The 21367-nt window shown below is 45.7% G+C and carries 22 protein-coding genes and 1 other annotated feature; of the genes, 11 read left to right on the forward strand and 11 right to left on the reverse strand.

Going from position 1 to position 21367, the window contains the following annotated elements; translation table 11 throughout:
- Nucleotides 1–124: 124 nt before the first annotated feature.
- The 3 genes from DWW60_RS10605 to DWW60_RS10615 are packed head-to-tail and all read right to left on the reverse strand — an operon-like array spanning nt 125 to nt 3484.
- A complete protein-coding gene (locus DWW60_RS10605; RefSeq protein WP_015533408.1) occupies nt 125–820 on the reverse strand; it encodes a CvpA family protein in 696 nt (231 codons plus the stop codon).
- 18 nt (nt 821–838) lie between these two features.
- Nucleotides 839–2128 (reverse strand): DUF5711 family protein, encoded by a 1290-nt coding sequence (locus DWW60_RS10610; protein ID WP_055147984.1) that lies wholly within the window; start codon nt 2126–2128, stop codon nt 839–841.
- 57 nt (nt 2129–2185) lie between these two features.
- Nucleotides 2186–3484 carry a LysM peptidoglycan-binding domain-containing protein gene (locus DWW60_RS10615; RefSeq protein ID WP_117875346.1) on the reverse strand — a complete coding sequence of 433 codons (1299 nt, stop codon included), beginning with the start codon at nt 3482–3484 and terminating at the stop codon, nt 2186–2188.
- A gap of 249 nt (nt 3485–3733) precedes the next feature.
- Here DWW60_RS10615 and yyaC point away from each other — a divergent pair, with 249 nt between their 5' ends.
- Nucleotides 3734–4285 (forward strand): spore protease YyaC, encoded by a 552-nt coding sequence (gene yyaC / locus DWW60_RS10620; RefSeq protein WP_015533411.1) that lies wholly within the window; start codon nt 3734–3736, stop codon nt 4283–4285.
- Here yyaC and DWW60_RS10625 read toward each other — a convergent pair whose 3' ends face one another.
- Complete coding sequence (locus DWW60_RS10625; RefSeq protein WP_117875347.1) at nt 4286–5398, reverse strand: hypothetical protein; 1113 nt, start codon at nt 5396–5398, stop codon at nt 4286–4288. It lies immediately after the preceding gene.
- Between the two features lie 295 nt (nt 5399–5693).
- Between DWW60_RS10625 and DWW60_RS10630 the strand changes: the two genes are divergently transcribed.
- On the forward strand, nt 5694–6107 hold the full coding sequence (locus tag DWW60_RS10630; RefSeq protein WP_117875348.1) for a CBS domain-containing protein: 414 nt from the start codon (nt 5694–5696) through the stop codon (nt 6105–6107).
- 84 nt (nt 6108–6191) lie between these two features.
- On the opposite strand, the gene DWW60_RS10635 is transcribed toward DWW60_RS10630, so the two are convergent.
- Nucleotides 6192–7856 (reverse strand): 2-isopropylmalate synthase, encoded by a 1665-nt coding sequence (locus tag DWW60_RS10635; protein WP_117875349.1) that lies wholly within the window; start codon nt 7854–7856, stop codon nt 6192–6194.
- Nucleotides 7857–7905: 49 nt separating this feature from the next.
- Nucleotides 7906–8176 (reverse strand) — a binding site (T-box leader).
- Nucleotides 8177–8249: 73 nt separating this feature from the next.
- Nucleotides 8250–8399, reverse strand: coding sequence for a hypothetical protein (locus DWW60_RS13530; RefSeq protein WP_015533415.1), 150 nt, complete (start codon nt 8397–8399; stop codon nt 8250–8252).
- Between the two features lie 175 nt (nt 8400–8574).
- On the opposite strand from DWW60_RS13530, the gene DWW60_RS10640 reads away from it, so the two are divergent.
- Together DWW60_RS10640 and DWW60_RS10645 are read left to right on the forward strand one after the other, a co-directional pair.
- Nucleotides 8575–9249 carry a uracil-DNA glycosylase gene (locus tag DWW60_RS10640; protein ID WP_015533416.1) on the forward strand — a complete coding sequence of 225 codons (675 nt, stop codon included), beginning with the start codon at nt 8575–8577 and terminating at the stop codon, nt 9247–9249.
- An 18-nt stretch (nt 9250–9267) separates the two neighbouring features.
- Nucleotides 9268–9876 (forward strand): histidine phosphatase family protein, encoded by a 609-nt coding sequence (locus tag DWW60_RS10645; RefSeq protein WP_022216737.1) that lies wholly within the window; start codon nt 9268–9270, stop codon nt 9874–9876.
- Between the two features lie 54 nt (nt 9877–9930).
- On the opposite strand, the gene DWW60_RS10650 is transcribed toward DWW60_RS10645, so the two are convergent.
- Nucleotides 9931–10554 carry an HD domain-containing protein gene (locus tag DWW60_RS10650; RefSeq protein WP_243002950.1) on the reverse strand — a complete coding sequence of 208 codons (624 nt, stop codon included), beginning with the start codon at nt 10552–10554 and terminating at the stop codon, nt 9931–9933.
- Nucleotides 10555–10721: 167 nt separating this feature from the next.
- On the opposite strand from DWW60_RS10650, the gene DWW60_RS10655 reads away from it, so the two are divergent.
- The 5 genes from DWW60_RS10655 (at nt 10722) to DWW60_RS10675 (ending at nt 15110) form a co-directional block, all read left to right on the forward strand.
- Complete coding sequence (locus DWW60_RS10655; RefSeq protein ID WP_117875350.1) at nt 10722–12866, forward strand: Tex family protein; 2145 nt, start codon at nt 10722–10724, stop codon at nt 12864–12866.
- Between the two features lie 79 nt (nt 12867–12945).
- The gene (locus DWW60_RS10660) at nt 12946–13215 is read left to right on the forward strand and encodes a spore coat associated protein CotJA (RefSeq protein WP_022216734.1); all 270 of its coding nucleotides are present in this window, start codon (nt 12946–12948) and stop codon (nt 13213–13215) included.
- A gap of 2 nt (nt 13216–13217) precedes the next feature.
- Entirely contained in the window at nt 13218–13481 is a 264-nt protein-coding gene (locus DWW60_RS10665) for a spore coat protein CotJB (RefSeq protein ID WP_022216733.1), read from the forward strand.
- Nucleotides 13481–14104, forward strand: a complete 624-nt coding sequence (locus tag DWW60_RS10670) for a manganese catalase family protein (RefSeq protein WP_015533421.1) — start codon at nt 13481–13483, stop codon at nt 14102–14104. The genes DWW60_RS10665 and DWW60_RS10670 overlap by 1 nt, the downstream gene beginning before the upstream one ends.
- 58 nt (nt 14105–14162) lie before the next feature.
- A complete protein-coding gene (locus DWW60_RS10675; protein WP_055224250.1) occupies nt 14163–15110 on the forward strand; it encodes a DMT family transporter in 948 nt (315 codons plus the stop codon).
- Here DWW60_RS10675 and DWW60_RS10680 read toward each other — a convergent pair.
- Nucleotides 15105–16943, reverse strand: a complete 1839-nt coding sequence (locus tag DWW60_RS10680) for a metallophosphoesterase family protein (RefSeq protein WP_117875352.1) — start codon at nt 16941–16943, stop codon at nt 15105–15107. The genes DWW60_RS10675 and DWW60_RS10680 overlap by 6 nt on opposite strands.
- 353 nt (nt 16944–17296) lie before the next feature.
- Here DWW60_RS10680 and DWW60_RS10685 point away from each other — a divergent pair, with 353 nt between their 5' ends.
- Nucleotides 17297–18913 carry a CTP synthase gene (locus tag DWW60_RS10685; RefSeq protein WP_015533424.1) on the forward strand — a complete coding sequence of 539 codons (1617 nt, stop codon included), beginning with the start codon at nt 17297–17299 and terminating at the stop codon, nt 18911–18913.
- A 92-nt stretch (nt 18914–19005) separates the two neighbouring features.
- Here DWW60_RS10685 and DWW60_RS10690 read toward each other — a convergent pair whose 3' ends face one another.
- Both DWW60_RS10690 and DWW60_RS10695 read right to left on the reverse strand, forming a co-directional pair.
- A complete protein-coding gene (locus tag DWW60_RS10690; protein ID WP_055147963.1) occupies nt 19006–19632 on the reverse strand; it encodes an HAD family hydrolase in 627 nt (208 codons plus the stop codon).
- Nucleotides 19633–19651: 19 nt separating this feature from the next.
- On the reverse strand, nt 19652–19972 hold the full coding sequence (locus DWW60_RS10695; protein ID WP_022216728.1) for an ArsR/SmtB family transcription factor: 321 nt from the start codon (nt 19970–19972) through the stop codon (nt 19652–19654).
- Nucleotides 19973–20163: 191 nt separating this feature from the next.
- On the opposite strand from DWW60_RS10695, the gene DWW60_RS10700 reads away from it, so the two are divergent.
- Nucleotides 20164–20361, forward strand: a complete 198-nt coding sequence (locus tag DWW60_RS10700) for a DUF378 domain-containing protein (RefSeq protein WP_015533427.1) — start codon at nt 20164–20166, stop codon at nt 20359–20361.
- 55 nt (nt 20362–20416) lie between these two features.
- Here the strand turns inward: DWW60_RS10700 and DWW60_RS10705 are convergent, their stop codons facing one another.
- A complete protein-coding gene (locus tag DWW60_RS10705; protein ID WP_015533428.1) occupies nt 20417–21367 on the reverse strand; it encodes a CPBP family intramembrane glutamic endopeptidase in 951 nt (316 codons plus the stop codon).

The raw sequence follows: 21367 nt of genomic DNA on the forward strand, positions 1-21367 counted from the left end.
ATATTACCACACCGAAGTGTGTATGTCAACAACTTTTTTCATTTTCTTTGTCATCATATTCCAGTGACAGAAGAAGAAAATCGATGTTAACTTGTGCCGGTCACAACCAGCAAGTGAAACTATACTAAATATCTCCCAATATGTCAATAACTATTTTCAAAAAAATGTTTTTATCGTACAGATATGTGAGAGCCTTGCTGTCGTGTACCATTTCCAGCATCTGCGAAGCCACTGAGAATGCTGACAAAAACGTTATGAGAACCATTGCGATCCATATACACAACACAGCCTGTGCAACGCCAAAAACAAGTCCTCCTGCTTTGTCCAGTCCACCGACCACGGGGATACCCGACAGAACATGCGATAACGCAAGAGCTATCAACACGAGCAGTAGCACCACAAATATGGTTAACAGATAAGACAGTCCGTTCATGACCATATCCGTGAGATAATCCACAACATATGCCACATAGTCTCCGATCGCCTTTCCATTTATCTTGTCTCCGCCGTTACTGCGTATGTAGTTCTTCACGATCTCCGGCAGTTCTGTATGTTCTAGATAATCTTCTTTCTCATAGACAGATACACTTTCACTGATATCTTCCACTCCTATGCTCTGCTCCACCTTCTGCCTCACGGTGTCTCTGAGTGGTGTATGCTGACAGAGGAACTGGTTTACATACGGATTCAGCACATTTGTCAGGATCACCGCTCCTACTATGCCCACTGCACTTACCGCACTTTTGATGAGACCTCTCCTGTATCCGATAAGGGCGCACAGAAGAATAACCGCCACAGACGCAAGCAACATCAGATTCATATGTGCTTCTCCTTTCTCTTACATGCCCTTGAGGGCAATAGTCTGCGTCTCATTTTCAAATATGACCACATACTCCTCCTCGTTTGAGTCCGGCACAACATTTACAAGATTCTTGGTGAATGAATAATTAAATTTCATACTTCCATTAAACCTGATTATACTGCAGTCCATATCTCCCGTGACTATTATCTCCTCTTCAGTTGCATATATTTTGTCAAATGCATTGTCGTAGTCCACTTCAGCCTTCAGCGCACCCTTGTTGTCATATATATATATTTTGTATTTCGCCTTTGAGGCAGAATCCGAGACAGCAATATAACCCACGCAGGAAGAATTATAGAATACGCCCTGCATCTCCCTGGATCTGAGATCTATAACAGCTCTCTCCTCCGGTTTCTCCGTCATAGTGTATGTTCTTATATCGTTATTACCAAAGCATGCAATATTGTCATTATCTGTAAATTTCACGATAGGATACAGTGCATCATCCACTGTATAGCTTCCCATCATACGATCAGCATTCTCATTCTGTCCAACCGAGCTAAAATTGTACATGGCTATCACAGACTGTACCTTTGTGCCCTGTATCTTCATATAACTTGTGACCAGCTTCTGTCCATCGTTCGATATGTCTATATCCATAGGGTATCCACTTTTATCTATCGTGGTCTTGAGCTCATAGATCGTGTTGCTGTCCTTATCGTATCCATTGATATAATTGCAGTCTTCTCCCACAAGTACAAGGGTGTACACTCCCTGCTCTGCAATATCAACATTTGAGATGTCGTAAGCGAGAGTCTGACGGCTGACTTCGCCATCAACATTAAACACATACACATCTTTACCGTTCATATCCGCAACTATCGCGTAGTTTCCGCACACCTCTGCGTGTGGCATCTTCATCGCATAGCTCACATCCCACTTTGTCACGCCTTTTTCATCTATGTAAGATGCACCGTCCTTGGTCACCTTCAGCACATTTCCCGCAAATACCGTGTAATCTGCTATATTGTCACCTGATGTTTCCGTCGCTGACACCACATCATACTGAGTGTATGTCTTTATCGCATTATATCTCAAAAGTGCAGTGACAAGTCCCAGCACAACCACAATTGCTGCGATAGCGAGGAGCATTTTGCCTTTTTTGCCCATGGTACGTTTTACTTCAATGACATTATCCCTGCCATTTGCAAGGCTTTCCTCGTCCATATCATCTTCTGTCTGATTCTGAACTTCCTGTTTTTCATCGTCTCTGCCCGCAGCAATTTCCTTATCCGCAGTTTTTTTATTTTTTGTTAAAAATTTCATATCCGTATTCCTTCTGTTCTTTATTCACTATAAAAAAACATGGTAATTATAGCATTTTTAATCTGTATAGGGAATAACCAATTTCTGGCCCTCATATATAGGTTCATCTATCTTCAGGCCATTTACCGCCGCTATACTCTCTGCGCCATCCTGCGTTCCGTACATCTTTATCGATATACTCACAAGAGTGTCCCCAGGTTCAACCACATAGATGCTCTCCGTATCCTCCGGCACAGAAGGTATCTCTGATGTTACAGCTTCATCTGAAACACTGTCCGAAGTGTATTCCGAGCCATACGAAGTTCCCTCCACCGAAGCACTTGTATTCTCCGCGCCTTGCGCCGCTGATATATCCTGCGATCCATTTGCTTTCTGTGCCGTCTCTGTATCCTGCACCCCTTCCGCATTCTGAGTTGCCTCCGTGTTCTGTGATCCCGGCGTATTTTTTTGTATATAGGCATCTCCGGATGCAGCTCCTCCCACTGTTTTCTCAGCACCGGCCATGGTGTCTGCACTGTTCATGAACACCTGAACCTCACCGGAGTGTTTTGCCTTTGTCAGCCTGTCCATTATCTGCCCCACTGTATCCGGGGATATGTACCACAATGCACCAAATGACACCGCACATACCGCAACAAAGCACGCCGCGGTTGTACCCCAGCTCCTCTTCTTCCGGTTCTCCGTCTGTTTCCCCCTCTCTCTGAAGTTTTCAACAACCGTCTTATCCTTTATTACCACACTGTCTGTCGCAGATTCCGCAGTCTCACGCTTTCTGCTGATTATGTAGTTCTGCATTTTCTCATTTCTCACATAATATATATAGTATCCCTTTTCCCTCATAAGGGTCCCGTGATCGTAATAATAAAATGCCTCCTCACACTCCAGTGCATCCATAAGGAACAGGATCTTTCCCTCACCCGGGAAATTATCGCGGTGCAGCCTTTTCATCTGATCGTTTATCTCTGCAGAGAAACCCATTCTGGACAGGAACCATCCCACGATCGATAGGTCATCGAAGTATTTGTTTATCTCCGCATATATCCCGCTCCACTCGCTGTCACCAAATTTTATCATGGATATGTCAAATTCAAGATTCTGTGCATCCACTGCGCCGCTGACAAATATCACCTTTGTGCCATTTTCATCATATACTTTTCCGAGAAGTATGGCTCCACGGCAGTTCATATTGCCCGGCGATGCAATTCTCCTCAGATATGTCATGACATAGTCTTCTACATATATCTTGTAATTTCCTGGGGCATTTCCCACCTGTCGTATATTCTTGGGCAGCTCATATTTCACCCTGTCGCTTGACCTCATCATCTCATTTGCTTCATCATATACTATCTCTATCATTCACCCGACCTCCTATACTCTTAAGCATCAGCCCTTACAGCTCCGCCAACGATGCATGAATAATACCATGTTGACAAGACGCTTTTTTAGGAAATCATGTCATTTGATGTGTGTAACTGCGCCCTATATTCCAGCCTATTACGACCTATATCTACAGGATCACGTAAATGAGCGCTTTATGAATCTATTGTGTAAACTTTGATAATCTTGGAAATACTCTATACTATAAAACACAGGCAGGGTATTGATATGATAAAAAAGAAGCAGCGACAAACAGAATATTTTAATCCAAATGACATTCTTGCCTGCCGTGCGCTTTCAACCAGAATATCGGATTTTCTGGCAGACAGTGGGCAGCCTTCTGACAGCACCGTGGTTTTATGCATAGGAACCGACCGCGCTACCGGTGATGCTCTCGGCCCTCTGACAGGCAGCTTTCTGACAGAGCACAACTGTCCTTTCAAAGTGTACGGAACGTTAAAAGCTCCGGTCCACGCCCTCAATCTGCGCGATACCATACACCATATATACGACCATTTTGTCTCCCCCGCCATCATCGCCGTCGACGCATCCCTTGGACGTCCTTCAGATGTAGGTATGATCACGCTCTCTAACGCCCCCCTGTACCCCGGAATCGGTGTAAATAAAAAACTCCCGGCGATAGGAGATATCTCCATCACCGGGATTGTAAATCTGTCTGGAAAGCCAGGTATGAGTCTTCTTCAGAGCACCAGGCTGTATACCGTCAGCAATATGGCACGCTTCATCTCTGACGCCATACTGTCATCATCGACACACTGACTAGCTCTCTCCCTTATAAACCTCTATGGCGCCTGACACTGTGCTTGCCGTGCCCTCCTCCATGATCGATATAAGATCAGAGAGTTTCTCTTCTGTGAGCAGATCTTTGCCAAGGAATGTGACATAGCTGTCAGTCAGATGGCTCTGCATATCAGCAAGCTGTGACTCCATGGCATTGATCTTTTCCTCGAGCTGCTTCAGATCCGCCTTAAGTGCGTCGATCTTCGGCTGCCGTCTTCCTGTTATCTCATCAGTTATAACCTGTTTTGTATCATTCTCAAATACTTTTATCGCCTCAAGCTTGCGATTGCTTATATCCTCGCGCTCCGCCTCAAGCTCGCTGAGCTTTTCATCATATTTGCCAAGATTATATACACTCTCATCCTTGTCTCTTGTTATCGAGTTTCTGATGATCCTTATCTGCTTGTTGTTGGCGCGGACCTTGTTTCTTATCCGCCTGCCCTCATTGACGATTTCAAGATTCTTTACCTTGGCAAGATTGAACACTATGAAATATATGATAAATTCTGCTATGACGATCGCCTGACTGATCACCACATACGTCAAAGTGTGAACTCCAGTCTGGTATATGGTGTATGAAAGCGCCACGCATACAATCGCAGGTATACATCCGCAGAACAGAAGTATAAGCAGTATAAGCTTAAACACGTCGCCTGCTCCGCACGGAGCGAACATACAGTAGAAGAAGCCCGTATTGCAGAAGCCCGATACATTGTTCTGCTTAAACAGCTCCTTTGCCTTGAGTCTGAGCTGTCTGTTGCTCTCGTTGAGGGAAGCCGTCTCGCTCTCTATTCGGTTGCCCATACGCTCCGTCTTCTTCTTATCCTTTTTTGACTGAAGCTGCCTTATCTTGGCTCCGTTCGCCGAAAGCTGCTGGTCGTATCCACCCTCTATCTCATTCTTTCTGTTTTTCAAGGTTGAACTGATCTCATCAGAAAGGCCCTTTTCCTCCTGTGAGATACTCCTGCTGGTCTTTCTCTGTGCCGTTCTCGCCTGTTCAAGGTTGTCCTGCACATCATCGATAGCCACCACCAGCTCCCTTGCCTTTATAAGATATTCCTGATTCTCCTGGAAAACATTCTCCGATCCCATACAGTCCTCCTTATGTCTCTTATAATAGTGCATATCAAGTTTATAATATCAAATCGCCTACTAATTAACAACATAATTTTGCAATTTCTGACATATCTGACACATTTCGGATTATATTCTGAAAATACTTTCTTATCATGCACCCGGTCACTATTATTTCACAGTAATTTAATTGAACTCATACTGATTATATTTTATAATTATTACATATGGGCGATAAGCAATATTCATGGTATTTATCATTTACAGAATGGGGCTGTAAAATTACAAATTATATATGACAAGGAGAAGCGGCATGAACATTTTATTTTTTCTTACACCTAAGAGCGATGTAGCATATATTGAGGACAGTTTTTCACTCAGACAGATACTTGAGAAGATGGAGATACACAGATATTCTGCAATACCGATACTATCCAACACCGGTGAATATGTCGGCACCATAACGGAGGGCGACATTCTCTGGTACTGCAAGCGCAATTCGATGAACGCGCTCAAAACCTCAGAGAGCATCTTCCTCAATGATATTCCAAAGAAATTCGAGTACGCCTCCGTATCCATCAGTTCCAACATGGAGGATCTCATAGCCAGAGCCATGGTCCAGAATTTTGTTCCGGTGGTTGACGATCAGAACAAGTTCATCGGCATAGTTACACGAAAGGATATCATCGGTTACTGCTATAAGAAACTTAAGACCAGCGAATCATAAAAAACACCCGGATATGTAAGCATTTCGCCTGCACATCCGGGTATTTTAATGTAATTCAATATATCTTAATCCCTAATTTAATATCTAATTGAGATCTCCCGTTCTGTTGACGGCGCTCACGAGTGCATGTACAGATGCGTCTATGATATCGTTCTTTATTCCTGCACCCCATGTAACCTTACCATCGACAGTCTCGACTCCGACATAGGCAACTGCCTGTGAGTTTGAGCCAGTCTGGAGTGAATGCTCCTCGTAGCATACGACCTTGAACTGTATGTTAAAGTGCTTCTTTATAGCGTTGCTCACGGCATCCAAACGTCCATTTCCCTTGCCGTGGTAAACCTTCTTCACACCGTTCTTCAGAATAGTTATCTCTGTGGATATTCCATCTCCCTGTACGAAGTGATTCTCAAGCATCTTGATAGGGCCATCTATATTGACATATGTATTCTGGAATATATCCAATACTTCCTTTGGACTGAGCTCCTTGTGCTCCTTATCTGACACATCCTTTACTGTGTAGCCCAGATCCTCTCTGAACTTTGCAGGAAGGTCAAAGCCGTACTTTGTCTGGAGGATGAATCCAATTCCACCCTTTCCTGACTGGCTGTTTATTCTAATAACATCGCCATCATACTTTCTTCCGATATCCTCAGGGTTAAGCGGCAGATATGGACAGGTCCACATTCCGTCACCTTGCTCTTTTCTGAACTTCATTCCCTTGGCAATGGCATCCTGATGTGAGCCTGAGAATGCGGCAAATACAAGCTTTCCTGTATATGGTGAACGCTCGTAAACCTTCATTCCTGTAACTCTCTCATACATCTCTGTGAGTGATGGTATATCGCTGAGATCTATCTCAGGGTCAACTCCATGGGTGAACATGTTCATGCAGAGTGTGATCACGTCCACATTTCCTGTTCTCTCACCATTTCCAAATAATGTTCCCTCTATTCTGTCTGCGCCGGCAAGGATACCAAGCTCTGCATCTGCCACTCCACAGCCTCTGTCATTGTGAGGATGAAGTGACAGGATAATATTCTCCCTGTCGTGGAGGTTCTTGCTCATATACTCTATCTGGCTTGCGTAAACATGTGGAAGTGACATCTCGACTGTTGCAGGGAGGTTGATTATAACCTTTCTGTCCGGTGTCGGCTTCCATACATCGATAACTGCGTTGCAGACCTCAAGTGCATAGTCAACCTCTGTTCCGGTGAAGCTCTCCGGTGAATACTCAAAACGATATGGAACGCCGTACTCATCAGCCATCTTGTTGAGCAGCTCTGCTCCATCCACTGCTATCTTAAGTATCTCTTCCTTTGACTTTCTGAACACCTGCTGTCTCTGGGCAAATGATGTTGAATTGTACAGATGTACGATCACGTTCTTTGCACCCTCTATAGCCTTAAATGTCTTCTCTATAATATGTGGTCTTGCCTGTGTAAGTACCTGTATCGTGACATCATCAGGTATGAGATCCTGCTCTATAAGTGTTCGGCAGAACTCGTACTCAGTCTCGGACGCTGCAGGAAATCCGATCTCTATCTCCTTGAAACCGATCCTGACAAGCTCCTTGAAAAATTCCAGCTTCTCATCAAGGCTCATAGGTACGATCAGGGCCTGATTACCGTCTCTCAGATCCACGCTGCACCAGATAGGTGCTTTGTCAATATACTCCTTGTTTACCCAGTCTGTGCACTGTACCGGCGGCATGTAATAGCCACGCTTGTAATTCTGATAATTCTTCATTGATATAACCTCCTACTTAAGCAAAAAAAAACTCACATCTCCTAATCACTATAGAGACGTAAGTTACGCGGTACCACTCTATTTCATACAATAATGTATGCTCTCATCGCAGATACAGATGAACGATATACTTACCGCCGTCTTATACCCTCCTGCTGTAACGGTCAGGCTCCGTCCCTTCCTACTTCACACGATCATCTGACGTGCCATTCAGCGGGCTGCTCCAAGGCGAGTTCAAACCCTATCGATCACCGCCTCACACCAACCGGCGGTTCTCTGAACATCTCCAGAATTCTACTGCTCCTCTTCATCGCATTATCTAGGCTGACTCTAACACATACAAGTGTCAGATGTCAACCCCTTTTCGCTATAATCCTATATATATTAACAGTTCTACCAGACAATAAATCTCTTGTTCTTGAGAGATCTTCCGCCTGCTGTAAGCATCAGTATACCCACTACAAGACCAGTAACTATCGTTATAACCCCAAGTGCTATGTTGAGTGCTCCAACCTGCTTCATAGTCTTATATGCTTTCTCCATACTCATATGCTCCTTTCTATAAGCCTTTATCAATTCTCAGATATGGTAAGTATATCATGTGATATTGCTTCTTACAACTTAAAACTTGAATTAGTTTATTTTACTTTGCACCCCGCCCGTGATAAAATAACTGTGTTTCGGATCATTATATTTGTATACAAAAAGGAGTATCAATATGCCAGCAATAACAAATGACTGGGCTGAATATCTTAAGCCTGAATATAAGAAACCTTACTATAAAAAGCTGTTTGATTTTGTGGGGCAGGCATACGCAACGGAAACTGTCTACCCACCAGCCGATGATATATTCAACGCATTTCACACAACGCCGTTATCCCATGTAAAATGTGTGATAATCGGTCAGGATCCATATCATGAGCCGGGGCAGGCACACGGTCTGAGTTTCAGTGTGAAACCAGGTGTCACCATACCACCATCGCTCGTCAACATATATCAGGAGCTTCACGATGATCTGGGATGTAAGATCCCCAATAACGGATATCTTGAGAAGTGGGCCGACCAGGGAGTCCTCATGCTCAATGCCGTGCTGACCGTTCAGGCTCACAGAGCCGGTTCCCATCAGGGAAAGGGCTGGGAACATTTTACCGATGCAGCGATCAGGATCCTGAACGAGCAAGACAGACCTATCGTGTTCATCCTGTGGGGTGCATACGCCCAGAAGAAGGCCGCATTCCTGAACAACCCACACCACCTGATCCTGAAGTCCGCACACCCAAGTCCACTGTCTGTATACAGGGGCTTCTGGGGAAGCAAGCCGTTCAGCAAGACCAACGATTTCCTGGTTGCAAACGGAGTCGAGCCTATCGACTGGCAGATCGAGGACATTTGATTTTGGAGGACTATACACATGGAGATTTATATTGTAAGACACGGTGAGACCGTATGGAATAAAAAGAAGTTGCTTCAGGGCCGGACTGACATTGAGCTCAGCGACAAAGGACGAGAGCTCGCCAGGATCACAGGAGAAAATCTGAGAGACACACACTTTGATATGGTGTTTTCCAGTCCGCTTAAGAGGGCTTACGAGACAGCCAGCCTCATTGTCGGCGGCAGGGACATTCCAATTGTGAAGAATGACCTCATAAAGGAAATGTGCTTTGGTGACTGGGAAGGGCAGAATATGTCAGAACTTCTGGCAGACGGAGGTCAGGATTTTCAGTATTTCTTCAAGCATCCTGAGCTCTATCACCCGGTTGGAAACGGTGAATCATTTGAGGAACTCTGCCAGCGGGCGGCCAGATTCATGACTGAGTATGTGGAGCCACTCTCCTCAAAATATTCAAGGATCATGATCGTTGCCCACGGTGCGATAAACAAAGCAATGATGATGCATGTGAAAAAGCATCCGCTCGAGGAGTTCTGGTCAGGCGGGCTGCAGCAGAACTGCAACGTGATAATGCTTGACTACTCAGACAACGTATATACGATCATCGACGAGACAAAAATTTTCTATTAGACAGTATAATAAAAACAAAGAGCGCTGTCCCGGCTTCATCCATGATACAACCTATCATGAATGTTTCAGGTTCAGTGCTCTCTGCACTTCCAGTATCTGCTCTTCTATCTTATCTGCGAGCATATATATCTGTTCATTATATCTTCCGTCTATTCTCCGCATAGCCTCGGGAAGGGGATTGAGAATGTCTGTATACGACTGCTTTATCTTCTTCTGTATCCACCTCACATCAGGCATATAAACTATCGTTCTGAGATTGTGAAGCCTGTCCGCCAGCTTCACGATCACCGTCTGGTACGAACCCTGGGAAAATAACCTCCTGGCATATACGGAAAACGGTTCCCCCTGTATCCTAGTCAGAAGTCTCACCTGTTCGCGTATGTCCGTACCAAATGCACTCTCTATATCGTCAAGTGTACATTCTGTATCTTCAACCGTGTCGTGAAGGAGTGCAGTTATGAGGATATCCTCGTCGGTTATCCCGCACTCTTCTCTCAGGATATTGTATACGCCAAGTATATGCTCATCATAATAAGGCTTCATACCGCCATTTCCCCGGCGCATCTGCCCTTCATGAAATGCTTTTGCCATATCCATAGCCTGCTGTATGCGTTCTGAAACCTGTACATCCGGTCCAACCATATCATCAACGCCTTTTCCCAGTGTCATGTCAGCCATCTTCTTATCCCTTTCAGTACATCCCAAACTACACAAAGTATAACATAGCAGCCTTGAATAATCTATCCATTTTTTATATACTTAACAAATGTGCTTCTATTAAATTTTACATTTACAATGAAATATTTTTTACTTTGCACATCACACTTTACAAAAGGAGTATATACATGGACATAATCAAGAAAATTGCTCAGGAGATAGGCTGTCGTGACAGCCAGGTTGAAGCAGCGGTAAAACTCATCGACGAGGGCAACACAATTCCATTCATCGCCAGATATAGAAAGGAAGCCACCGGCTCCCTCAACGACGAACAGCTTCGTCTTCTTCACGAAAGACTTGTATACCTTAGAAATCTCGAGGACAAAAAGGCTCAGGTCATCGCAAGTATAGAGGAGCAGGGAAAACTTACAGATCAGCTCAGGGCGGACATTGAGAAGGCCGAGACCATGGTTCTGGTCGACGATCTCTACAGACCATACAGGCCTAAGCGAAAGACAAGGGCAACCATCGCCAAGGACAAAGGGCTGGAGGGGCTTGCAAACATCATCATGCTGCAGATGACAAGAACTCCGATAGTCAAGGAAGCTGAAGCTTATGTGTCTGAGGAGAAGGGCGTTGCAGACACCAGCGAAGCCATCGCAGGCGCAATGGACATAATCGCTGAAAATATATCTGACACCGCCGATTACAGGACTCACATAAGAGACCTCACCACCAGACACGGTGTGCTGAGAACAACAGCAAAGGACCCGGAGGCTGAATCCGTATACGAGATGTACTACGACTTCTCCACCCCTGTATCCAAGATGACCGGATACAGAACCCTCGCCGTTAACCGCGGTGAAAAGGAAAAGTTCATCACAGTAAAGATCGAGGCACCGGTCAACGACATAATATCATATCTGAAAAAACAGATCATCGTCAGAGACAATCCTGAGACCGAACAGATACTTTCAGACGCGATCGCAGACAGCTACGACAGGCTCATAGCCCCTGCCATCGAGAGGGAGATCAGAAACGCCCTCACAGAGACCGCTGAGGACGGTGCCATCAAGGTATTTGCATCGAATCTGCAGCAGCTCCTCATGCAGCCTCCTATCGCAGGACAGACCGTGCTCGGCTGGGATCCGGCGTTCAGAACCGGCTGTAAGCTCGCAGTTGTGGATCCGACCGGAAAGGTTCTCGACACCGTTGTCATATTCCCAACGGCACCTCAGAAGAAGGTTGCAGAGGCTAAAAATACTGTGAATGCTCTTATAAAGAAGTACGGCATAACTCTCATATCCGTGGGAAATGGTACGGCATCCAGAGAGTCAGAGATGGTGATCGCCGAGCTCATCAGTGAACTTGACACACCTGTACAGTACGTGATAACCAACGAGGCAGGAGCTTCTGTCTACTCCGCCAGCAAGCTTGCAACCGAGGAATTCCCTCATTTTGATGTTGGTCAGAGAAGTGCGGCTTCCATCGCCAGAAGAGTACAGGATCCTCTGGCAGAGCTGGTCAAGATCGATCCAAAAGCTATCGGAGTCGGTCAGTATCAGCACGATATGAACCAGAAGAAGCTGACAGAAGCCTTGGACGCAGTTGTTGAGGATTCTGTAAATAAAGTCGGCGTCGACCTCAATACCGCTTCTGCCCCACTCATGGAGCACATTTCCGGAATAAACAAGACGCTGGCCAAGAATATCGTGGATTACAGAGAGGCAAATGGACGCTTCAAAACCAGAAAGGAACTCCTCAAGGTTGCCAAGCTCGGACCTAAGGCATTTGAACAGTGCGCAGGTTTCATGAGGATAAGCGGCGGCTCAAATCCTCTGGATGCCACATCTGTACATCCTGAGAGTTACGATATAGCCACTGCCCTGCTGAGCCACATCGGCTACACAACCGATGACATTGCATCCGGCAGGCTCAAGGATCTTTCAAAAGCCGCCGGCAACATCAAAAAGCTAGCTGAGGAGCTGGGAACAGGAACGATAACTCTCAACGACATCATAAAGGAGCTTGAAAAGCCTGCCCGTGATCCCCGTGACGAGATGCCAAAGCCGATCCTCAGAGGAGATGTCCTTGAGATGAAGGATCTGACAGAGGGAATGATACTCAAGGGAACCGTCAGAAACGTGATCGACTTCGGTGCATTTGTGGATATAGGTGTTCATCAGGACGGACTTGTCCACATCTCAGAGATGTCCGACAAATTCATAAAGCACCCTCTTGACGTGGTGAGCGTCGGCGACATTGTCCAGGTAAAGGTCATCGGCATAGACCTCGCCAAGAAACGCATACAGCTCTCCATGAAGGGTATTTAACACACGACAAAATACAGTAACATATTTAAGCCTCCAGCATAGTTTATACAGAGAAAACTTATGTATGGAGGCTTTTATAGTGGAACAAAACAGAAACTGCTGCCGTAACGGCCAGAATCGATGCTACTATAACCAGGGAACCTCTGTTAAATACACCGCCTCATCCGGCTCCAAGCCACGCTCCTGCGACTCCGGCACTGCCACTTCAGTGAGAACCGACAGGCCGCTCGGAATGGCTTATATCCCTGAACAGCTCTTTGAAAATCTGTACGATGCAAAATGCGGACTGATGGAGGGCACCATGTTCAAGGATCTCAATCTGATATTCTGCGGGGTAAGGGGGAAATAGCCATGAATAAAATGAACAAAAAACAGCTTCTGCGCTTTATCACAGAGGTCTCTTTTGCACTTGACGATATTGCGCTCTATCTCGACCTTCATCCCGACTGCACCAAGGCACTTTCGAGCTATGACAACTATCAGAGCATGCGCACCCAGGCTATAAATGATTACGTGAACATGTATGGGCCGCTGAACAAATATCAGGTCACTGACAACAACTATTTCAACTGGGTCAATGACCCTTGGCCATGGGAAGGAGAGTGTAACTGCTAATGTGGGTTTATGAGAAAAGATTACAATTTCCTATAAATATAAAGGAAACCAACGCAAAGCTGGCTCAGGACATAATCAGTCAATACGGCGGTCCGGACGGTGAAATGAGTGCCTCGATGAGATACCTGTCGCAGAGATATTCCATGCCTGACAAGAAGGTCAAGGCGGCTCTGACCGACATCGGAACCGAGGAACTTGCCCATCTCGAGATGGTTGCGACCATCATTTACCAGCTCACAAGGGATCTGAGCATCGAGGAGATCAAGGCATCGGGCTTTGACAAATATTATATCGACCACACCATCGGCATCTGGCCCCAGGCGGCAGGAGGAATTCCATTTAACGCCTGCGAATTCCAGTGCAAGGGCGACGCGATAACAGATCTTTTTGAGGATATGGCCGCTGAGCAGAAAGCCAGGTCGACCTACGACAACATTCTCAGACTGTGCAAGGATCACCCGGACGTATATGAGCCTATCAAATTCCTGCGCGAGAGGGAGGTCGTGCACTTCCAGAGATTTGGCGAATGCCTTGAGGCTGTAAAAGATACCCTCGATCACAAGAATTTCTATGCATTCAACCCTTCATTTGACACCAAGGCACCTTGTTTAAAGAATAATTGAAAATTAGAAATATCGGTGGTAAAATGATGTCACTTTTAACAAGAGAAGAGGCGGTGTTATGTCAGAAAAACAGATCAACCACTCACAGAGATTCGGAATCATACTGGTTCTGTCATGCGGAATCATGTGGGGCATAAGCGGAGTCCTTGGACAATACGTGTTCCAGTCGTCAGATGTAAATGCCACACAGCTTTCCATAATCAGACAGTTTATATCCGGTGTCGTACTGCTTGTCATCGCCGCCGTAAAGGGAGATAAAAGGGCTTTGACCATATGGTCAAAGCCTAAAAGTGTCATATCTATGCTGTTCTTTGCACTCTCAGGTGTCATGGGCGTGCAGTTCACATACTTCGCTTCCATCGAACATTCCAACGCCGCAACCGGCACAGTGATCCAGTTCACATACATAATCATGCTGCTGTTGTACACAACAATATTCATGCACAAGAGACCTCATATATATGAAGCCGCCTCAGTCGTATGTGCATTTGCAGGTATCTTTCTGATCGCCACACACGGCAGCCTGAATTCCCTTGCCATATCCAGGCCGGCGCTCATATGGGGACTCACCTCAGCGGTATGTTTCACTATATACTGCCTTTATCCTCAGAAGCTCTACAATGAATATGGTCTGGTAAATATCATAGGCTGGTCATCACTCATAGCCTCCATTTTCCTTGCGCTGGTCACGAAAACATTCTCACTGCCTCACATGGATGGAAGGATAATTGCAGCCTCACTTGCGGTAGCCATTGTGGGCTCCCTCATCCCATTTACAATATACGGTCTCGGCATCAGCATCCTCGGAAGCGTGAAGGCGAGTCTTTTTGTCACAGTCGAGCCCGTGTCAAGTGCCCTGCTGACGTGGATCTTTCTGGGAACCCAGTTCACCCGTATGGATCTGATCGGTTTTCTCCTGATTCTTGGATCCATACAGGTTGTTGCCATAATGACATTTCACAATGAAAAACACATAGTAAAAGCTGAACAGACCCATCTGTCATGATGAAAGTCCATCCAGTTCATCTATCGCACATCTCATAACCCGGATCTCCTGAAGCTTTTCATCAAGAAGCTTCTCCCGGTGTGTGAGTTTTTCGTATATATCTCTTCTTCGTCCGTCAAGGCTTTGCAGCCCGGTTCTGCGGCTGTGTATCTCATCCCGCTGTGCACAGAGCTTATCAAGTTCCGCCCTGCTTTCCTCAAGCTCCGCTGTCAATCTCTTTCTTCCACTCTTCTTCCTGAGTCCCCAGTATTTTGACAACGCATATCCAATATAGTATGCAAGTCCCGCAGCTCCGACAGCAAAGAGCATCGCATACACAAGTCGTCCGTCCGGGAGAATATTATCACCCCGTGCGACCAATGCATACATTATAACTATCGACAATATTCCAAGTACCATGAGCGGTACAAGTGCTGTTCTTACTCCAGTCCTTATCCAGCTTCGTCTGTACTCCTTAGGAAGCTCCTCCAGATGACGTCTGAGCGTCGTAATCTCAAGTTCGCTTTTCCGCTCCTGTGCCCATACCGAGTTAAGCTCACCCAGAACATCAGAGCTGACCTCGTAGTCATTTTGCAGGCTCATATATTCCCTGACCGCAGCGTCCGCCTCGTATGTCTGACATTTCATCCTGAGTATCTGTCTGACCTGTCTCAGTGTATCGTGATAAAGCTCCCTGCCCATTTTTCTGCCCGATCTTGCATACAGCCCCGACACCTCTATCATCATGTCGACCGCAAGTTTTATTCCGTCTCTGCTTTCAAGATCGGCAACATTCAGTTTATCGAGCAATCGGCCAAATTCTGTATTTTTGTTGGCTCTGGCGTATTCACTGTAGTCGGATCGTTCAAATCTCTCACCTTCCACCGCCAGGATTCTGTAATCCTTCAGCATGGATGATATATCGAAGTTCTTCTCACAGCCCGCCATACGGTTCAGGCATATGGAATATATATTGTCACGTCCCTCAAGCTCCAGGATACCCAGAATGGCCTCCGTCAGAGCACCGTCCCTTGTATCGTTATCCACCGGATAATCAATTCTTTTATATTCTCTGACCGCAGCAGGCACAAACTTAGTCGAAACCACTCCGTCAGACATTTCCCCATAGATATATCCATGTGCGCCTGTTGACTCTCTCGACACAGCCTCCGGACTTCCAGAATAATAAGCCTTGCCCGGAATCTTCATCTGATACTTCTGGCGGCCGCCAAACGCAATGTAATTAAATCCACTGGCACGCAGCCTGTTCCAGTCAACCGGCATCCGTCTCCGGTCACCCCCACATGCGATCAGCACATTACATACCGCTTCATCCTGCGGTTCTGCATCATCCACCACCCTGGCATCCATCTTCCTGTCAAAATAGCTCACGCCGTATATATCAACGTCCTTGTCCGGAAAATGAATATGATCCAGTGCCATGGTCGCCTGCTCATCCCTGACCGCTGTGTACCCCATATCTCCAGTCTGTTTGTCTCCAATCTGTCTTATTCCAGGGCTTCCGATCACACACACACGGGATTTGAAACCATAGTCAAGAAGCGGCGCATCACTTCCCAGATTATCCTGAAATCCAGCAGCATATATGACCACTGTATGCTTTAAGCTTCCAAATATCTCATCAAGCCATACAAGCTCTTCCTCAGATGGCTGATGGTCAAACAGATTGCCTGCAACCAGAAGAAAATCCACGTCAAGCTCCCCGGCACGTGCCACCACAGCCTCAAATGTCATGTATATTTCGTTTTTCCTCTCGCCGCTCCATACACACTCCCTGTCAGGCAGCGCGCCGAGCAGCACATCGGATATATGTATAAACGTTATCTTTTTCATCAATCTGTATATTCCAATCCCAAGCATGAAAATGCATTATAATCCGTATTTGTTATGTGTGAGCATGACGCACGCCCCACATTTACATACTCTTTTATAATTATATTAGTATATGTCGATACACGCAAGTGCAACGACATAATGTATGTCGTGCACAGGTGCGACAGCCTTCACGCATCAGTGTGCTTCATTATTTCATGTCATCTGACCCTAAAACGTTCATTTCAACAGCCAGAGCATTATTTTGCCAAGTTTAATTTGTTTTTAGCTTGTTTTTCTCAATTGACTTTTAGATATGGCTTGCTTATAATATGTTAATGTAGTTTTTTGAAGTATTAATGGAGGATATAATTATGGCAGTCAAGTATGTGTTTGTCACTGGTGGTGTTGTATCTGGACTCGGTAAGGGTATTACTGCTGCTTCTCTTGGACGTCTTCTCAAGATGAGAGGATATAAAGTCACAAGCCAGAAGTTCGACCCTTATATCAATATTGATCCGGGAACAATGAACCCTATCCAGCACGGCGAAGTTTTTGTCACTGACGACGGCGCCGAAACAGATCTGGATCTCGGTCACTATGAGCGTTTTATAGACGAAAGTCTCAACAAGAATTCTAATGTAACAACCGGAAAGGTATACTGGAGCATCCTTCAGAAGGAGCGCCATGGTGATTTCGGAGGACACACAGTACAGGTAGTGCCACATATCACCAATGAGATAAAAGACAGATTCTACAGAAATCCCGATGCAAAGGATACTGAGGTAGCGATAATCGAGATCGGCGGAACCGTTGGAGATATCGAAAGCCAGCCATTCCTTGAGGCTATCAGACAGTTCCAGCATGAGGTCGGTCCTAAGAACTGCATCATGATCCATGTAACTCTTATCCCTTATCTGAAGGCTTCAGGTGAGATCAAGACCAAGCCTACCCAGGCGAGCGTTAAGAATCTTCAGGGAATGGGTATTCAGCCCGATATCCTCGTATGTCGTTCCGATCTTCCTCTTGATCAGGGCATCAAGGATAAGATCGCACTGTTCTGTAACGTGCCGAGCAGAAACGTTATACAGAATCTTGACGTGGATGTTCTGTATGAGGTTCCACTTGCCATGGAGAAGGAGCACCTTGCCGATGTAGTATGTGAGTGCCTGGATATGGAATGTCCTCCACCTGCAGAACAGGCATGGCTCGAGTGGACAAGCATGATAGATGCATGGAAGCATCCTGAGAAGAATGTAAGAGTTGCTCTGGTCGGAAAGTACGTATCACTTCACGATGCCTATATCTCAGTAGTTGAGGCATTGAAGCATGCCGGCGTTGCCAACAAGGCAGAGGTTGAGATCAAGTGGGTCGACTCCGAGCTTGTAACAGAGGAGAATGTCGCTGAGATCCTCGGCGATATAGACGGAATCCTTGTTCCGGGCGGCTTTGGCGACAGAGGTATAGAGGGAATGATCACTTCTATCAATTACGCCAGAACACACAAGGTTCCTTACCTTGGACTGTGTCTCGGAATGCAGCTCACGATAGTTGAATTTGCAAGAAATGTACTTGGATATTCAGACGCCCACAGCTCTGAGTTCAATCCAAACTCATTCCACCAGGTAATCCACATCATGCCAAACCAGCACGATGTAACCGATCTTGGCGGTACCCTCAGACTTGGTTCATATCCTTGTGTGCTTGCAAAGGATTCAAAGTCATACCAGTTATACGGTACAGAATATATCCACGAGCGTCACAGACACAGATACGAGGTCAACAATGACTATCGTCAGGCTCTGACTGACAACGGAATGGAGCTTGTCGGACTGTCACCTGACGGACATATCGTCGAGATGATCGAGATTCCTGAGCATCCTTGGTTCATCGGAACACAGGCACATCCGGAATTCAAATCAAGACCAAACAAGCCACATCCTCTTTTCAAAGGATTTGTAGCAGCTGCACTTGAGCATATGGATAAATAATATATAGAGACAGGGAGTATATCAACTGCTGATATACTCCCTGTTTTTCTGTTTATTATGTTTTATAGCAGGTCTGTAAATGACCTTCCGGATCACTCCACCACGTCAAGAAGTTCCGCAAATGTATGGATCTCCGCATCCTTATCCTTCACACTGCCAAACCCGTATGCCGCGTGAATGAACTTTATCCCGGCAAATCTGGCACTGTCGCAGTCGCCCTGGATGTCGCCGACATATGCAGCATCCTCTATTCCATTCTTCTCCATGAGTATCTTTATACTCTCGCCCTTTGATACCTTTGTATCTCCCCAGCAGAGTATATCCTTAAAATACTTTCCAAACCCGTAATAATCAAGAAATGCCTCTATATATCCACTCTGGCAGTTGCTGACTATAAACAGCCTGTGTGATCCCGAAAGCTTCGCAATGGTATCCTCTACACCATCGTACAGAACGCCACCATGTTCACGGAGATACTCGTTCTCATAGTCTCCGCAGGCATCTATAAGCTGAGTCATTCTGTCCTCCGAATACGCTCCGAACAGCTTGTCGGCAATGGCATCCATAGGCATACCCATAACAGATTTGATATCGGCCTCTGTCACCTTCATGTCCACATCAGCCTGTCTTTCGAGGACTTCACTCCAGGACGCAGCCACATTTGCCGCGCTGTCCCACAGAGTTCCATCCATGTCAAATATAAGTGATTCTACCTTCATATTCTACCTCTCGTATATTCTATTCAAGTATATGGTCAACACCCTGTTTGATGATGGTCACAACGTGCTCATCGGCCAGGGAATATATTATATTCTTGCCCTCTCTTCTGCTTTTTATCAATTTGGCCTGCTTCAGCACCCTGAGCTGGTGTGAAATAGCCGATGCATTCATCTCCAGACGCTCTGCGATGTCTCCGACACTCAGTTCCTGCTTAAGCAGGGCGAACATGATGGATATACGTGTCGCATCGCCAAACACCTTGAACAGGTCTGCCAGATCTGCGAGATCCGACTGTTCCAGTTCATAACTGTCAAAAAAAATATTTTTATCTTCTGCCATATCTATGGTCCTTTCTGCTCCCAAACAAGCAACTCACGTGTTCCATTTGAACAAGTATTCATATGTAAATTTACTACACTTACTTTTTTGTGTCAAGTCACCTGAATCTCATGAATATTTCAAATGATAACTGCACACAATTACATCATACTGAAACGCCGCATTTGGCGCGATCATATTGGAGGTCAAAAATGAAAACATTAAATTGCATATGTCTCACACTGACCATAATCGGTGCTATCGTATGGGGCATTATAGGACTGTTCAGCTACAACATAGTGGACGGCATCTTCGGTGCCGGAACTGCATTTTCCAGAATAATCTATACTCTGGTGGGCGTTGCCGGACTGTATGCCATCTCCTTCTACTGGTTACTCAACAGGGATTAACGGCATTAATATGCAAATGCCCGCACCTATAAAAGTGCAGGCATTGTATTACATATCATAAAACAAATTCTGTTATTATCATAAATCCTATGCATACGCACAGTGCCAGAACAAGCGGCACAGATATGATCCTCGGTCTCTTGACCTCAGCGTTCCTGTTTCTTCTGAACATCGCCAGCATATCCATATGCCTTCCATTCAGGTACGCCAACAACACTATCATCGCCGCAGCCGCACACAATCCCATAAATGCAAATGGAATATATATCAATATCGTCTGCTTGAGCTGATCTGCTGCTATTCCCTCAGAAGCCTGTTTCTCCACCATCTGCTTGAGCACGCTGACATGTGATGCTATATAGCTGATGATGACGGATATCTCATTAAAGCAGAAATGGGCATACATGGTCGTAAATATACTTCCTGTCGCCTCGGCAAGAAATCCCAGCATCATTCCCAGAACCATCGCATATGCCATCTGATTGAAATTCATGTGCATGGCTCCGAACATTATTCCTCCTATGATTATAGCCGCCAGTCTGCTGCCATATCTGTAGCTTCCCATTATGACGCCTCTGTAGGCAAGCTCCTCCACGATTCCCGGAGTGACCGCCATGAGAAGTGTTGACACCCACAGCTTATGATTCGACACAAGACCTGTTGCAAGCTCGGTAGTGGCACTCTCCACCCACAGAAGACTTATGGCATTTATGAGTGTCATAAGAGGCTCAAGAGCCACGACGAATGCCGGAACGATGATTATCGCCAGCCAGTGCGTCTTTTTCAGTCTGAGCGTTTCGCGCAGATCACATTTGCTTATAAGAATATATATGATCGTCGGCACGAATATCATGCTCTGGCTCAGGATCAGATTCTGAACCATGGTTATATGTGAGCCGATATTCGTCTTCCACAGTATCATAACAACACACAGATACACACATATCAGCGACAGGAAAAACCATGACGCTCCGTGTACCTTTCTCTGAACATTGTCCTGTCTCAT

The organism is Coprococcus sp. AF16-22, assembly GCF_003461545.1.
Lineage (GTDB): Bacteria > Bacillota > Clostridia > Lachnospirales > Lachnospiraceae > Coprococcus > Coprococcus aceti.